This is a genomic window from Staphylococcus sp. NAM3COL9 (assembly GCF_001431205.1).
Taxonomy (GTDB): Bacteria; Bacillota; Bacilli; order Staphylococcales; family Staphylococcaceae; genus Staphylococcus.
In genome coordinates this window covers 84,330-100,738 of sequence record NZ_LGPC01000011.1, presented here as the reverse complement: position 1 = coordinate 100,738, position 16,409 = coordinate 84,330, and the positions used below count along the sequence as shown (strand labels likewise).

Sequence of the window (16,409 nt, the reverse complement as noted above, 5' to 3'; positions counted from 1 at the left end):
TAAAAATAATAAAACTTATAAAATAAAACACCATTTCAACAGACTTTATATCAGTTGAAATGGTGTTTACTTATATTTATTTGACTCAAAAGGTAAATTAGCAACACTAAACGCCCTTCGTTCGTTAAGTGCGAGTTCGGGTCGCAAGCTTCTGCTTGCATAAGCAACACTAAACGCCCTTCGTTCGTTAAGTGCGAGTTCGGGTCGCAAGCTTCTGCTTGCATAAGCAACACTAAACGCCCTTCGTTCGTTAAGTGCGAGTTCGGGTCGCAAGCTTCTGCTTGCATAAGCAACACTAAACGCCCTTCGTTCGTTAAGTGCGAGTTCGGGTCGCAAGCTTCTGCTTGCATAAGCAACACTAAACGCCCTTCGTTCGTTAAGTGTTGCTAAAAATCATAGGGGATATCTTTATCAGCGATGACCTTATCGTCAACGCGAATGGTATATCCTGCCGTCTCACCTTTTTGAATGGTCATTGGGATTTTCACTGCTTTATTTCCTTTTATCTTGTACGTCTGTGAAGGTGAATCGCCTTCGTCATCTTTATCTCTTACATAAATTTTGACTTCTTGGCTCTCATCATCATCACCCGTATACTGTACTTGATATGTCTCAGTATACGTCTTATCTAGTTCGTCATCTTTAGACTTATCTTCATCTTTTTTATCAGAATCTTCTTTTTCTTTGTCCTTGTCTTCATCTTTTTCTTCAGGTGCTCCTTTAGAAACTGTAAATCCAATAGTTGAACCTTCATCAACTTCTTCACCTTTAGGTGATTGGCTGATAACGTGATCTTTTTTAACTTTGTCGTCGTCTTTCTCTTCATTAACCACAACTTTAAAGCCTTTAGTTTCTAATTCTGATTTAGCTGTTTTAAAAGATTTGTTTTCATAATCTTCAACATAAACTTGTTTTGTACCTAACGATTCAGTTAATTCGATATTACTATCATTCACTTCTACTTTATCGCCAGGTGATACGCTTTGTCCTTCGATTAATCCTTTAGCTACATTTTGGTTCGTATACGCTTGTTTTACTTTAGCATCTTTAATGCCTAAGTCTTTCAACTTATCCATCGCTTCTGATTTAGGGATACCATAAAGACTAGGCATTTCTGCTAATTTAGGTCCTTTAGATAAAACAATATCCACCTTACTCTTCTGCTCTAAACGCTCACCTTTTTTAGGTGTTGTTTTAATGATTTTATTTTCAGAGTATTTATCACTATACTCACGAGAAATATCACCAAGTTCTAATTTTTTATCTTTTAATATCGTTTCTGCTTCTTTTTCAGTTTTACCAGATAAGTCTGGTGTCTCTAAATACTTGCTCCCGAACATTCCCATAGCCATAAAACCAAATAAGCTAAATAATAATAAAATGATTACAATAGCGTAGAAAAACTTCTTTTTCTTTGAACGTTGCTTTGTTGGCACTGCATATATATGTTCTTCACTAGATTGGAATTGTTGTTGATTCACGATAGGGATTTGCATTGTTTCTTTAATATTTTTATGTTGATTTTCTGATTGTATTTGATTAGCAATTTCTTCTTTATTTATAGGCACTGTTTTAGTATTAGCATCATCCGAAAGATATTTTACTTCATGCTCTCTACTTTTTGACAATGCACTATCAAGATCTTCTTGCATATCTTTAACATTTTCATAACGTTCAGATCTATTTTTTTCAGTTGCTTTTAGCACAACATTACTTATAGCTTGTGGCACATCTGAACGATGCTCAGTAACATTGGGCATCGGGTCTTGTATATGCTTGATTGCAATACTTACTGCAGTTTCCCCTGAAAATGGGGGCTTCCCAACAAGCATTTCATACAATACTACACCGATGGAATAGATATCAGTTCCATTATCTGTAGACTCTCCTCGTGCTTGTTCTGGAGATAAATACTGAACTGTACCTAACACATGATTCGTTTCGGTCATTGTTGTTTCACTTAACGCTTTAGCAATACCAAAATCTAATATTTTTAAAGTTTTATCCTTTTCCACCAAAATATTTTGAGGTTTTATATCACGGTGGATGATTTTAGTATCATGCGCATGCTTGATACCATCAATAATTTGTCTCGTAAAATCCAACACAGTTTCAATATCTAATAGTCGATTTTCTTGAATGTATTCTGATAATGTTGGACCCTTTATGTATTCCATCACTAAAAAGAAATTTTCTTCATTTTCTGTTACATCAAATACACTAACAATATTGTCGTGTGAAAGTTGGGTTAAGTTATGTACTTCACGCTCAAAACGTTTAATTGTTTCTTCTTTTTCACCTGATGGAATTCTAATCTCTTTAATTGCAACTTGTCGGTTGAGTATCGAGTCTTCAGCAAGATAGACAGTACTCATACCACCGCCACCAAGCTTTTTAATCACTTTATAGCGCTCATTTATTAATTTGCCTATCATACTTTATCACCTTCAATCTCAGCCAAAATTAAACTCACATTATCATTAGTATCTTGTGATAATGCAAGTTCTATTAAATTTTGTCCATGTGTTTCTATTTCATTATCTTGAATTAATACTTCTTGAATCATATGATTACGAACAAAATCAGTTAAACCATCTGAATTCAACATTAAAAAGTCATAAAAATTTGTTTTTTTAACAAAAATATCTGGCGTAACTAATTTATCCGTACCCATCACTTTTGTAATAATATTGCGTTGTGGATGCGTAAACGCTTCTTCAGCACTAATTTGGCCTATCATCATAAGATGATTCACGAATGAGTGATCGTTGGTAATTTGTTCAATATCTCTACTATTCACTAAATATGCACGTGAATCTCCAATATTTGCAACAACTACATAATTATCAAATACTAATGCACAAACACAAGTCGTACCCATACCTTGATATTTTGGATTTTCAACTGACAATTGATATAATTCACGGTTAATCGCTTTTAGAGTTGTTCTCAACCAATCTTCAGCTTGATCTGCCTCGATGAGATTTTCTTCTTCAAATCGATTTTGCAGTTCATTGGTTACAAATTGGCTTGCGACTTCACCTGCAAGATGTCCGCCCATACCATCACAGAGTACTAATAACTGTTGCTCTGTTTGATTGTAAAATACGCCACCTGCATCTTCATTTTTATCACGAAATTGACCCGTGTCAGTAAAAAATTGTGCTTTTAGCATGTCTCTACCTCGTTTCTACTTTTCGTTCCTTCGCTCTTAATTGACCACACGCAGCATCTATATCTGCACCTTGTTCACGTCTAATTGTTGCATTTATACCTAATCGTTTTAATTCTTTTTCAAATTTAAATATATCTTCTTTAGGTGTTTTAACGTAATTTCGTTCTGGTACGTGATTAACAGGAATTAAATTGACATGACAATTTAAGTTTTGAATTAAATGAGCTAATTCTCTAGCATGTTCAAGTTGATCATTAACGCCACCAAACAAGCCATACTCAAAAGTAATACGTCTATTTGTTTTTTCTTGATAATAATTAATAGCTTCCATTAATTTTTCAACGTTGTATGCTCTGTTAATAGGCATTAATCGAGAACGTATTTCATCATTTGCACCGTGTAAACTCACAGCAAAATTAATTTGAATATCTTCATCCGCAAAATCATATATACGTGGAATAATACCTGAAGTTGATACCGTAATGTGACGGGCACCAATATTTAACCCATTATCGTTATTGACAATTTTCAAGAAATCCATCATTTCATCATAGTTCTCAAACGGTTCACCAATACCCATGATAACAATTTGTGATACGCGTTCTTCTGATTCATCTAGTGCTTTTTGAACAGTAAGTACTTGTGATACTATTTCACCCGCTTCTAGATTACGCTTCAATCCACCTAATGTAGATGCACAGAACGTACAACCAATACGGCACCCTACTTGTGTTGTAACACATACTGAATTCCCATATTCATGTCTCATAAGAACTGTTTCAATTGTATAGCCATCTTGTAGCTCAAATAAGAATTTGATTGTACCGTCTCGGCTCTCTTGTTTAACAACCGTCGTCATTGTTGTCATTGTAAAGCTATCTTTTAAATTTTCTCTAAGTTCCTTAGATAAATTTAACATTTCGTCGATGCTATCTACGCGTTTTTCATAAAGCCACTCAAAAATTTGTTTCGCTCTGAATTTTTGCTGACCATTTTGTATCAACCAATCTTGCATCTCGTCATATCTAATTGAATAAATGGACTGCTTTTCAAAATTGGGAAGAAACTTATTCTTTTTCTTCTTTTCTTCAGTAATCATAATTTAATTTTCCTTTCTTCTAATCCTAGTAATGAAAAAGCCATCAGAGTTGAAATCTTGAGGTAGTACTTGCATTGTTTTCACTTTTTCTCCAGTAATCGGGTGTTCAAATGTGTCAAATTCAAAATCTTTATTATCTTTTAAAAATGTATATACTACATTTTCATTTTCTAACTGTTCGATTGTACATGTAGAGTAGACTAATGTGCCACCAGGTTTCAAATTGTCTTTCACATTATTTAAAATTTCCAATTGAATTTCAACTAATGATTGAATCGATTGTTGCGATTGTTCATATTTAATTTCAGGTTTATGTCTTAGTACGCCTAAGCCACTACATGGTGCATCAACTAAAATCTTATCATACACTTTACCATATTTTTCAGTCGCGTCGTGTTCAAAAGCAGAAATGTTAGACAATCGTAATTTTTTAATATTGAAATCTATCAAATCTATCTTATGTTCATAGATATCAGTTGCATCAATATGTCCTGTACCATTTAATACTTCTGCAATATGGCATGCTTTCCCACCTGGCGCACTACATGCATCTAATACTTCATCACCATCAGTTAATCCCATTAATTCAGCAACGAACATAGAACTTTTATCTTGGATAGAAACTAAACCATCTTTGAACATACGTGATTCAATAATTGGTTTGCCACTGACATGCAAACAAGTATCAATTTCGCTATCTTGTTCCACGATATAATCATCTTCAACTAATCTTCTAATTGCATCTTCAATTGAAATTCTTGTTAAATTCACACGTACAGTTGTCGCTACTTTTGTTAAAAATGATTCCGCGATTACTTCAGTTTTTTCAATACCAAAGTGTGTTGACCAATGATCTACTAACCATTTTGGCAAACTGTATTCGATTGCGATTCTCTTTTTATCATCAGTGATTTCAGTGAAGTCTGGTAAGTCACTGCGCATAATATTACGTAATATACCATTTACTACGTTACCGTTATGTGGTCCACCCTTACGTTTAGCAATTTCTACTGCTTCGTTAATAATCGCATGTTCAGGAATCTTATCTAAATAAACATATTGATAAATACTCATCCATAGTAATTGTCTTACCCAACCTTTGAGCTTCGTTTGAACGAAAGGTTTTAAAAGGTAATCCAGCGAAAATTTTCTTTTTAATGTGCCGTATACGAGTTCAGTAAATAAGCCCTTATCTGCACGATTTAATTCATTATTAGATAAAACTTCATTAATGATGATATTGCTATAAGCCTTGTCATTAATGATATCTTGTAAAGTTTCAAACGCTAACTGTCGTACATTCGTGTCTATTGTCATAATAATACCTTCCCAACGAGTGAAGTTTGCACTCCACTTAAGTAATTTGCAGCAAGCATTCGTTTTTTACCTGCAACTTGTATATCTGTTAAAGCAATAGCATCTTTGGAACCAGTCGCGACGATGATTGCTTTTTTAGTTGTTTCTATAATCGTACCTGGTTCTCCAGTTTTATCTTTTTCAATTCTAGATGTATATATTTTTAAATTTTCATCATCCATCACTGTATAAGCAACAGGCCATGGTGACAGACCGCGAATATGGTTATATATCTGTTCTGCTGAAAGTGTCCAATCAATTTTTTCGTCTTCACGATTAATATTAGAGGCAAATGTCGCTTCACTTTCATTTTGAGCAATACTGTCATTGGTTCCATTTAATATAGTTGGCAATGTTTCTTTCAGTAAGTTTGCACCTAAAAAGCTCAATTTTTCGTGCATCGTACCTACATTATCTTGCTGTTCTATCTCGATAGCGCGTTGAGATATGATATCACCAGCATCTAATTTTTTAACCATATACATGATAGATATACCTGTTTGCTTTTCACCATCAATAATTGCTTGATGAATTGGAGCACCACCTCTATATTTAGGTAACAATGAGGCGTGGACATTAATCGCACCCAGTTTAGGTGATGCTAATAATGATTCTGGTAATATTTGTCCAAAAGCTGCTGTGACGATTAGATCTGCATTTAAATCAATAAGTACTTTTAAGTCTTCTGATTGTGCTAATTTTTCTGGCTGGTAAACCGCAATGTCATGCGCTACTGCCACTTTTTTTACAGGTGGTGGTGTAAGCGTACGTTTTCTACCAACCGGCCTATCAGGTTGCGTTACAACTGCGATCACATCATGTTCAGCAATTAACATTTCTAAAACTTTAGTTGAAAAATCAGGTGTTCCCATAAATATTAGTTTACTCATTGTCAAAATACGCCTCCATTTCAGCTTCGTTCAAAAATTGACTTACGCGCTCAGTAAATAACTTACCTTCAAAATGGTCAATCATATGTAATATCATACGTGCAATATCATCATATGCTGTCATTTCAACCTCATTACCATTTTTATCATTACTTTTAACAATAATCATTTTACTTCTTGCCACTTCACCATAAACGTTAGGTATACTAATAGACCCCTCTAAATCTGTAACTTTCTCATTAGATTCGCTTATTAATTGAGGATTAATCAGTTGTAACAAGCCATCTACTTCCATATCTATAATCGCCACTTTTTGCGCTATACCAATTTGTGGTGCACATATAGCGGATGCACCAACGTCATACATTGTATCTTCTAAATCGAGTAACAACTCCGCTAATTGAGCGTCAAATAAAGTAACATCAGGTATTGATCTTTTTAGAATTGGGTGTTGACTCGTAACAAGCTGTTTAATTGTCATCCTATTTCTCCTCACAAAAATTCATCATATCATTATAACTTATTTTGACCAAAAATGCATCATGCAATATGCAACAGCTCATTTAAATAGCCCTACTAGCTGTTTATAATCCAATTCCAAAATATATTTCATGCGTTTTAAATGATACACATCGCTTAACAATTTCAAACAGAAAAAAGGAAATATTTTATCAATTCACAATAAAATACTTCCTTTGTTTTACATATAATTCAATTATATAAATGTTTTTATCTATTTTTAGTCCATAGACAATCTAGTAAGCTGTATACCAAACTCATCAAAATTATAAGGATTCAGCCACTTTTCAAATTTATCTTTATATTCACACCACTCACTATCTATCATAGATAGCCAACATGTATCTCTACTTCTATTTTTATAAATCGTATGATTTCTAAAAACGCCTTCATATTTAAATCCAAGTCGTTTGGCTGCCTTAATAGAAGATTCATTCAAAGCATCACATTTCCACTCATATCTTCTATAACTTAATGTTTCAAATACATAATTTGCCAATAAATATTGGATTTCAGTCGCAATACGTGAGTGTTTTAAAACATTTGAATAATGAATATGACCCACTTCGATAGATGCATTTTTTTGATTTATTCTTAACAATGACAAAATACCAACCGCTTCATCTGTTTCGTTGTCAATAATTGAAAGGAAATAGGGATCCTCCGATTCAATTTTATTATTTATGTAGATTTTAAATTGATTAAAATCTTGAGTTTGTTCATCAGGTAGATACGTCCAATTCGGCGCATCTTCTTCCACACTAAAACGCTTGAATAAATCATCGATATGTTGTATTGACAATTTTTCCAAGCGACTATATTGTCCTTTCAATGACTTTACTTCAGGAAGATTAGGCATTTCGAAATCATTTATTGTATCACCAATTGGTTGATTGTATTCATTGTATATCATTGCCACATTGCCCCTTTATTCACTCGTACTATACTAAGATTTATAGGCCCACTATACACTAAAATTTAAAATTTTATCTACTTATTTTAAATATTAATGTATAGCGTTAAAATCAATGTTTAACAAGTGCAATAATACTCATGCTTTATAGTTAATATACTCATTTGGATGACTTTTAAAGTATGTTTGGTTCACATTAAATCTTCAGAGGTTGTATTAAAAAATTCGGCCAATATTTGTGCATCTTCATTTTTTAATTTCGTTTGCTTATTTTCTATGCATTCAATTAATTCAGGACTTAATTTCGTATTATATAAAGATGCAATCCGATTTGATAATTCAACTATACTTAATCCTGTAGCTTCTCTCTTATTCATTAAACTCATAGACAAATCCCCTTAGTCATTATATTTACATGATGCAAAAATGCGCATCACTGTATTTTATTGCTGATATTAAAATTTCAAATCTTTATTTTAGATAAGTTTGATATCAATTTATATTGGGCTCGTTACTATTCAATATAACTGTATAACGAATTAATTGCAAATTTTAAATTTGATATGTTTTTTATAAATTACATTTGCATACATAACAATTGTTATAGACATTTAAAATTTTAAAAATAAAAAAATAAAAAGACCTTTATAATAAATGATAGTTCACTATATACTTTTAATAACATTGTTAATTTAACTTAAAGATTTAATTACATTCACTCTATGTTATTGATTTTAGTTATTCTTTTATAATATGGTTACCATATACTTTTACAAAGGATGAATAAGTTTGGATAAAGAAAACTGGTTTATAGCTATTCTAGTAATACTTATGTTTTTAGCGTATTTATTCCCCTTCATAGATGCTATTTATAATCATTAGCAATATTAATGATTTGTTTTTTCCTCACAAAAACTCCTCTAATCTAGTATTTTATTGATGAAAATCGACGAATTCCACTATATAACAGTAAAATAATAGTAAAAAAGACAAACAGTTAACTAAGACTTAAAAATGTCTCAAGTTAAACTATTTGTCCTTTTACTGCCGTTATTTAATGCTACAAACCTCTGTAACCTTTGTATCAACTATAGTTAAGCTATTTAACCAAGCTGCTCACATCATCATTTGAGGATTAATATCAATTTTTAACGATAGCTTATCTTTTAAATATTGGTCGTGATAATAATCATCTAAATACTTAAGCGCTTCGTGTAGCGCTGGTTCACTTTTATATTTAATTAAAATTTGGAAGCGATATTCATTATTTATTCTTGATAATGCTGCTGGAGATGGTCCTAGTACTAATGCTTTATCTGATAAATGCTGTAATAAAATTTTATGAATATGTTTCGATGCTTCCATTACTTTCTTCATATCTTTGTGTGTGATAGTGAAATTCATTAAAAAGAAGTAAGGAGGATACTTCCCTATTTTCCTATAATTCATTTCTTTGTTAAAGAAGGCTGGATAATCATTTTCTTGAACATCTTTAATCGCATAATGTTCTGGATTATAAGTTTGAATGATTACTTGTCCTTCTTTTTCGTGACGTCCTGCACGACCAGATACTTGCGTTAATAATTGGTAAGTACGTTCGCTTGCTCTAAAGTCAGGAAGATTTAGCATTGTATCTGCATTGAGTACACCTACTAGTGTGATATTAGGAAAGTCTAATCCTTTCGCAATCATTTGAGTACCTAATAAAATATCTCCTTTACCTGACCCAAAATCATTCAATAATTTTTCATGAGCACCTTTACGAGTTGTAGTATCAACATCCATACGTATAATGCGTGCTTCTTGGAACACTTCTTGTAATAATTCCTCAACCCTTTGAGTACCTGTACCAACTTGTCTAATATGTTCACTTTCACAATTAGGACATTTGTTCGGTGGTGTTTCTTGGTGACCACAATAATGACACTTCAATTGGTCCGAAGACTTATGATAAGTCAATGAGATATCACAATTGGGACATTGTGGTACATGGCCACAATCTCTACATAACATAAATGATGCATAGCCTCGACGATTTAAAAACAATACAATCTGTTCTTGTTTATCTAATCGATTTTGAATTGCTTCACGTAATTGTTCAGAAAACATAGACCGGTTACCTGCACTTAATTCAGCTCTCATATCAACAATTTCAATTTCTGGTAACGCCCGTTGATTGACTCTGTTAGGTAAAGATAACAGTTCATAAACACCCTTATCTGCGCGCGCGTATGTTTCTAAACTCGGTGTGGCACTCCCTAATACTAATGGGCACTGATGGTATTGACTGCGCCACTGAGCAATATCACGCGCATGGTATCTAGGATAATCCTCTTGTTTATAAGACGATTCATGTTCTTCATCAATAATAATCATGCCTAAATTTTTAAATGGTGCAAACACACTTGACCGTGCACCAACACTTACTCGAGCTTTACCATCTCTGATTTTTTGCCATTCATCATAACGTTCACCTTTCGACAAACCTGAATGGAGCACGGCAACTTCGTCACCAAATCGTTGCTTAAACCTTAAAACCATTTGTGGCGTTAATGCAATTTCAGGCACTAACATCATAGCTTGTCTATCTAAATGCAACACTTCTTCAATTGTTTGCAAATACACTTCAGTCTTGCCTGAACCAGTCACACCATGGAGTAAAAAGGTTCTCTGTTTATGTGCCTCAATATTTTTGAGTATTGCTTCAAATGCTTGCTGTTGATCAACTGTGAGTTGTTGCTTTTCGTCTTGTTCAAATACGCGTGTTTCAAAAGGATCCCGTTCAACGATAGCATCGTATTTTTCCACAAAGCCTTTGCGCATAAGTGTATCAATACTCGATTTTGAAAAGTTCATTTCTTCTAATTGTTTCAGTAATACAATGTGGTGACGTTCATCAATTAAATAAGCATATAAATCATATTGTTTTTGAGACTTTTCTAAAGAACCAAGTACAGCATCATATTCAAAACCTTCTATCACTCTCACAGCTCGTTGTTTCTTTTTGCTGAGACTTTGAGAAAGCAATGTCACTTCCCTAATATCACCTTGCTTTAATAAAGGGGAGATGATAGATAAATCATCATTATATTGAGCTTCTTTATACGCGTAATGCCCTTCGCTGTCAAAATGTTGACGTAACTGTTCCGGAATCGCTTCAGCATTTTTAATTGAAAAAACTTTTGTATATTTAGCTTTAATTGCACTTGGTAACATCACTTCCAACATAGAAATGCGCTTCGTCACAAAGTAATTATTATACCAATCCGTTAACTTAATGAGTTCCTCAGTTAGTTCTGGTTTAATATCTTGAATTTCTTTTATCTCTTTTAACTTAGTTATGTCTATATTTGCGTCAGGTTGTTCAGTTATTTCCATAATATAGCCTTGAATTGTTCTTGGTCCAAAAGGCACAATGACACGCATACCAACTTGTATCATGGATTGTAATCTTTTAGGAATAATATAATCGAACGTAAAGTCCACACTTTTAGAAGGTATATCAACAATTACTTTTGCTATCATTTTATTTCCACCTTGTTTCTAAACTATCTAAGATATGCTCCGCTAATATGACTTTTTTATGTTTTCCTAAAATAATAGGATCCCCATCTTCAAAATACATCGTATAGTCATTGTCGTCTGAACTAAATCCTATTGAACGATCTCCTACGTTATTAGCAATAATCACATCTGCCTTTTTATGTTGCAGTTTTTTCTGAGCATATATTTCAATATTTTGTGTTTCTGCAGCAAAACCTACTAAGAATTGCTTCGTTTTGTGTTCACCTAAATATTTCAATATATCTGGCGTACGTTTAAAAGTCACAGATAATGTACCCTCTTGTTTTTTTAGTTTGTGCTCTAACATTTCAGCAGGTGCATAATCTGATACTGCTGCAGCCTTAAATACGATATCTTGTTCATCATAGCGGGTTTTAACTGCTTCAAACATTTCCTCAGCACTTTGGATTTGGATAACATTCACATTTTCTGGAGGTGTTAGGCGTGTAGGTCCAGATATGAGTGTGACGTTAGCTCCACGCTTAGTTAGTGATTCTGCCAATGCATAACCAATTTTTCCTGATGATCGGTTAGATAAATAACGTACTGGATCTAACTCTTCAACAGTAGGTCCAGCAGTGATTAACGCATTCATACCTTCAAATCGGCTGTCTATCGAATAAGATGCTTGATCATTGTCTTTGAAAAACTGGTTTAATCTTTCAACGATTTGCAATGGTTCTTCCATGCGACCTTTTGCTACATAGCCACATGCTAAAAAACCCTCGCCAGGTTCAAGAAAATAATAACCATCTGAACTCAGCGTAGCGAGATTGTGTTGTGTTCGTTTATTTTCATACATATGCACATTCATCGCTGGCGCAATAAATTTAGCTGTCTCAGTAGCGAGCAATGTCGACGTCACCATATCATCAGCAATGCCATTTGCAAGTTTGGCGATTATATTTGCTGTTGCCGGTGCCACTACGATTGCATCCGCCCAATCACCTAATGCAACATGTTGAATTTCTTCCGGATTTTGTTCTAAAAAAGTACTTGTATAAACTGGATTTCTACCAATTGCTTGAAAAGCTAATGGGGTCACAAACTCTTGTGCATGATCTGTCAGCATGACTCTAACGTCATAGTCTGCTTGCGTTAATTTACTTGTTAAATCAATTGCTTTATACGCAGCAATTCCACCTGTAACAGCAAGTAATATTCGTTTCATTGCAAATCTCCTCCAAATAATTTAAATATGACCTCTTAATGGGCTATAATTTTATGTTTATAAATAAAACAAAGGTTAATTTGTTATTGTATGCTTTAAATAGATGATTAATCACCATTATACACAAAATTTTAAATTAAATAAAAAAAGGGAGCAGGATAGAAATCAAAATTTGATTTCTATCCTGCTCCCGCAAGTATCACTAAAAAAGAATACAAGAGCTGAAGCGCTTGTATAGGCACTGCTTATCTTCATAAATGAAGAAGTAATACTTTAAAAGCTTAAAACAAGTACAACTTAGATATCAAACAGCTACGCTTCCACCTAACAATTGAGTCTGAGACATGTGTTTATGTCCCAGACTCGTTTGAAAAGCTTTTAACTCGCACCGTGCTAGTTGCTATTTATATGTTTCAAGATTAACTTTTAATTACTTAGATGGTATTTTGTAAAGTCCGTCAGGATAAACATCTCCGCCAGCGATTTCTTCTAGCGCTTTACCTACAGGTTTTTTTGCATCATATTTGCTTAACAATGCAGATTCTGGATTTTCATCTATTTCGCGAGCACGTTTTGCAGCAGTAGTTGCAATTAAATATTTTGAATTAACTTTTGCTGTTAATTCATTTAATGGTGGGTATAACATTATTTTTTTGCCTCCAATATCATTTTTCTATATTTCGCTTCAATACGTTCTCTCTTCAAATGCTCAGCTTCTACAATAGATTGAATACGTTGTTTAGCTAACTCTACTTCATCATTAACTACAACATAGTCATACAAGTTCATCATTTCTACTTCTTTACGCGCTTCATTCACACGACTTTGAATTTTTTCATCAGATTCCGTACCACGACCGACTAATCGTTCACGTAAATGATCTAAACTTGGCGGTGCAAGAAAAACAAATAATGCATCTGGAAATTTCTTACGCACTTGTTTCGCACCTTCTACTTCAATTTCTAAAAAAACATCATGGCCTTGCTCCATCGTATCTTTAACATATTGAACAGGCGTCCCATAGTAATTTCCTACGTATTCAGCATATTCTATAAATTCATCTTGTTTAATTAATTCTTCAAATTCTGATTTTGCTTTGAAAAAATAATCAACACCATCTACTTCACCTTCACGCTTACCACGTGTGGTCATTGAAATAGAATATTTATAAGATGTGGTTGGATCATCAAATATTTTTTTTCTAACTGTCCCTTTTCCTACACCAGAAGGTCCAGATAGTACAATCAATAAACCTTTCTCATTATCCATGACTTACTACCTCTCTAAGCTAATCTTCTATTATTAACATATGATACCATAAGGAACATTCAATTGTATAGCGTCCCACAACACAAACTTTGCTCATGACCTAATCTTTACGCCATGTTACAATATGTTGAATGACTAAAAATAAGGTGGCTGATAGTAATGGCATATGATGGTTTATTCACTAAAAAAATGGTGGAATCTCTACAATTTCTTGTAGGTGGTAGAATCCACAAAATAAATCAACCAGAAAACGACACACTTCTTGTCGTTGTGCGTCAAAATCGTAAAAATCATCAGCTTCTACTTTCTATTCATCCAAGTTTTACTAGAATGCATTTAACTAATAAAAAATATGATAATCCATTTAATCCTCCTATGTTTGCACGTGTGTTCCGTAAACATATTGAAGGTGGCTTTATAAAAGCAGTAAGACAAATTGGTAATGATAGACGCGTAGAAATAGATGTGAAGAGTAAAGATGAAATTGGCGATACAATACATCGTACAATTATATTAGAAATTATGGGTAAACACAGTAATTTAATATTAGTCAACGAAGCGCGTAAGATTATTGAAGGCTTTAAGCATTTAACACCAAATACAAATCAATATCGTACTGTAATGCCCGGTTTTCAATATGAAGCACCACCTGCGCAAAACAAAATTAGCCCATATGATATATCTGGAGAAACTGTATTAAAATATATAGATTTTAATAGTGGGAAAATAGCACGACAATTACTAGATCATATAGAAGGTTTTAGTCCATTGATCACTAATGAAATTGTTAGCAGAAAGCAATTCATGACTGCTCAAACTTTGCCTGAAGCATTTGACACAGTAATTGAAGAAACTAAGGATGAGCCTATACCTGTTTTTCATAAAAATCATGAAACAGGTAAAGAAGATTTTTACTTTATGAAATTAAATCAATTTTATGATGATGTTGTAGAATACGATTCACTGCATGATTTACTTGATCGCTATTATGATGCACGTGGTGAAAGAGAACGCGTCAAACAACGTGCTAATGATTTAGTTAAATTTGTACAACAACAACTTCATAAATATCAAAATAAATTAAGTAAATTGATTGATGAGCAAGAAGGTACAAAAGAAAAAGAATTACAGCAACTATATGGTGAGTTAATAACAGCCAATATTTATCAAATTAAGCAAGGTGATAAAGAAATTACAACGCTTAATTATTATACTGGTGAAGAAATTACAATTCCTCTTAACCCAACCAAATCCCCTGCTGTCAACGCGCAGAATTATTATAAAAAATATAACAAGTTAAAAACAAGAGCACACGAGTTACTTCGTCAAATTGAATTAACTCAAGAAAATATTGCTTATTTTGAAAGTATTGAACAACAGCTCGCACACATCTCTGTTGATGAGATTGACGATATCCGCGATGAGCTTGCAGAACAGGGCTTTATGAAACAACGCAAACAAAATAAGAAAAAACAAAAACACTCCATTCAATTACAAGAATATATTTCAACTGATGGCGATACGATTCTTGTCGGTAAAAACAATAAACAAAATGATTATTTAACTAATAAAAAAGCAGCAAAAAACCATCTTTGGTTCCACACGAAAGATATACCAGGCTCACATGTCGTGATATTTAGTGATGCACCAAGTGAAGACACGATTAAAGAAGCGGCCATGTTATCTGGTTATTTCTCCAAAGCTGGTAATTCTGGACAAATTCCAGTAGATTATACAGAAATCAAGCATGTACACAAACCTTCAGGTGCCAAACCAGGTTTTGTAACATATGATAATCAAAAAACGCTTTTTGCTACACCAGATTATGACCACATTCAAAAAATGAAAGTGAAATAATTTTTTGAATGTGCGTTATGTTTATCAAAACACATAATAAAAAGCTAGGATAACGTCGTTAGAATTTTTTCAAAAACGATTATATCCTAGCTTTTTTATTCTATAATTTAAATTTATTCTGGCAACGCTAGTTGAAAATTAACACCAAATTTATCTTGTATCCAAGAAAACTCTCTAAATGGTGGCATTTGAGTTTTAGGCATTAAAATGGCTCCCCCACTTTTCAGATTACTGAATAAGCGTTCCATTTCTAACACACTGTCTACAGTGACATATAATGATACGGCTGGGTTCATTTCTATATCAACGCCATTCATATTATCAATTGCCATAAACACTTGATCTTTCAACCTAAAAATAGCGTGTTGTACAGCCCCTGTTGGTTCATTGTCACTTTCACTATATCTTACCAATGCCAATATTTCAGCATCTTCAAACGTATTCACATATAAATTAATTGCTTCTTCTGCATCTCCGTTGAACATTAGAAATGTAGTTATTTTTGGTATAGCCATTATGCAACCTCCTTAATTCTTCTTAATAATAGAATAAATGATAAATTGTAAAAAATCGAATATACAACGTTATTATAAGTT

Annotated in this window: 14 protein-coding genes; 1 reads left to right on the top strand and 13 read right to left on the bottom strand. The window is 33.2% G+C overall.

Annotated elements, in window-relative coordinates:
* Positions 1–386: 386 nt before the first annotated feature.
* From pknB to gmk, 12 genes are all read right to left on the bottom strand, one after another.
* A complete protein-coding gene (gene pknB / locus ACA31_RS03485) occupies positions 387–2,435 on the bottom strand; it encodes a Stk1 family PASTA domain-containing Ser/Thr kinase (RefSeq protein WP_057511989.1) in 2,049 nt (682 codons plus the stop codon).
* A complete protein-coding gene (locus ACA31_RS03480) occupies positions 2,432–3,175 on the bottom strand; it encodes a Stp1/IreP family PP2C-type Ser/Thr phosphatase (protein ID WP_057511988.1) in 744 nt (247 codons plus the stop codon). The genes pknB and ACA31_RS03480 overlap by 4 nt, the downstream gene beginning before the upstream one ends.
* 4 nt (positions 3,176–3,179) lie before the next feature.
* Entirely contained in the window at positions 3,180–4,274 is a 1,095-nt protein-coding gene (gene rlmN, locus ACA31_RS03475; protein WP_057511987.1) for a 23S rRNA (adenine(2503)-C(2))-methyltransferase RlmN, read from the bottom strand.
* 3 nt (positions 4,275–4,277) lie between these two features.
* Positions 4,278–5,585 (bottom strand): 16S rRNA (cytosine(967)-C(5))-methyltransferase RsmB, encoded by a 1,308-nt coding sequence (gene rsmB / locus ACA31_RS03470; protein WP_253721368.1) that lies wholly within the window; start codon positions 5,583–5,585, stop codon positions 4,278–4,280.
* A gap of 2 nt (positions 5,586–5,587) precedes the next feature.
* Positions 5,588–6,520 carry a methionyl-tRNA formyltransferase gene (fmt, locus tag ACA31_RS03465; protein WP_057511985.1) on the bottom strand — a complete coding sequence of 311 codons (933 nt, stop codon included), beginning with the start codon at positions 6,518–6,520 and terminating at the stop codon, positions 5,588–5,590.
* A complete protein-coding gene (locus ACA31_RS03460; protein ID WP_057511984.1) occupies positions 6,513–7,001 on the bottom strand; it encodes a peptide deformylase in 489 nt (162 codons plus the stop codon). The genes fmt and ACA31_RS03460 overlap by 8 nt, the downstream gene beginning before the upstream one ends.
* 258 nt (positions 7,002–7,259) lie before the next feature.
* The gene (locus tag ACA31_RS03455) at positions 7,260–7,952 is read right to left on the bottom strand and encodes a GNAT family N-acetyltransferase (protein WP_057511983.1); all 693 of its coding nucleotides are present in this window, start codon (positions 7,950–7,952) and stop codon (positions 7,260–7,262) included.
* Positions 7,953–8,143: 191 nt separating this feature from the next.
* Positions 8,144–8,338, bottom strand: coding sequence for a hypothetical protein (locus ACA31_RS03450; RefSeq protein WP_057511982.1), 195 nt, complete (start codon positions 8,336–8,338; stop codon positions 8,144–8,146).
* Between the two features lie 730 nt (positions 8,339–9,068).
* A complete protein-coding gene (gene priA, locus ACA31_RS03445) occupies positions 9,069–11,477 on the bottom strand; it encodes a primosomal protein N' (protein ID WP_057511981.1) in 2,409 nt (802 codons plus the stop codon).
* 1 nt (position 11,478) lies between these two features.
* Positions 11,479–12,687: a bifunctional phosphopantothenoylcysteine decarboxylase/phosphopantothenate--cysteine ligase CoaBC gene (coaBC, locus tag ACA31_RS03440; protein ID WP_057511980.1), complete on the bottom strand. Its 1,209-nt coding sequence runs from the start codon at positions 12,685–12,687 to the stop codon at positions 11,479–11,481.
* A 430-nt stretch (positions 12,688–13,117) separates the two neighbouring features.
* Positions 13,118–13,333 carry a DNA-directed RNA polymerase subunit omega gene (gene rpoZ / locus ACA31_RS03435; protein ID WP_002507908.1) on the bottom strand — a complete coding sequence of 72 codons (216 nt, stop codon included), beginning with the start codon at positions 13,331–13,333 and terminating at the stop codon, positions 13,118–13,120.
* Positions 13,333–13,956 (bottom strand): guanylate kinase, encoded by a 624-nt coding sequence (gmk, locus tag ACA31_RS03430; protein WP_057511979.1) that lies wholly within the window; start codon positions 13,954–13,956, stop codon positions 13,333–13,335. Before gmk ends, rpoZ begins: the two co-directional genes overlap by 1 nt.
* 159 nt (positions 13,957–14,115) lie before the next feature.
* On the opposite strand from gmk, the gene ACA31_RS03425 reads away from it, so the two are divergent.
* Complete coding sequence (locus ACA31_RS03425; RefSeq protein ID WP_057511978.1) at positions 14,116–15,813, top strand: Rqc2 family fibronectin-binding protein; 1,698 nt, start codon at positions 14,116–14,118, stop codon at positions 15,811–15,813.
* Positions 15,814–15,926: 113 nt separating this feature from the next.
* Here the strand turns inward: ACA31_RS03425 and ACA31_RS03420 are convergent, their stop codons facing one another.
* Positions 15,927–16,328 (bottom strand): VOC family protein, encoded by a 402-nt coding sequence (locus ACA31_RS03420; RefSeq protein WP_057511977.1) that lies wholly within the window; start codon positions 16,326–16,328, stop codon positions 15,927–15,929.
* Positions 16,329–16,409: the final 81 nt, after the last annotated feature.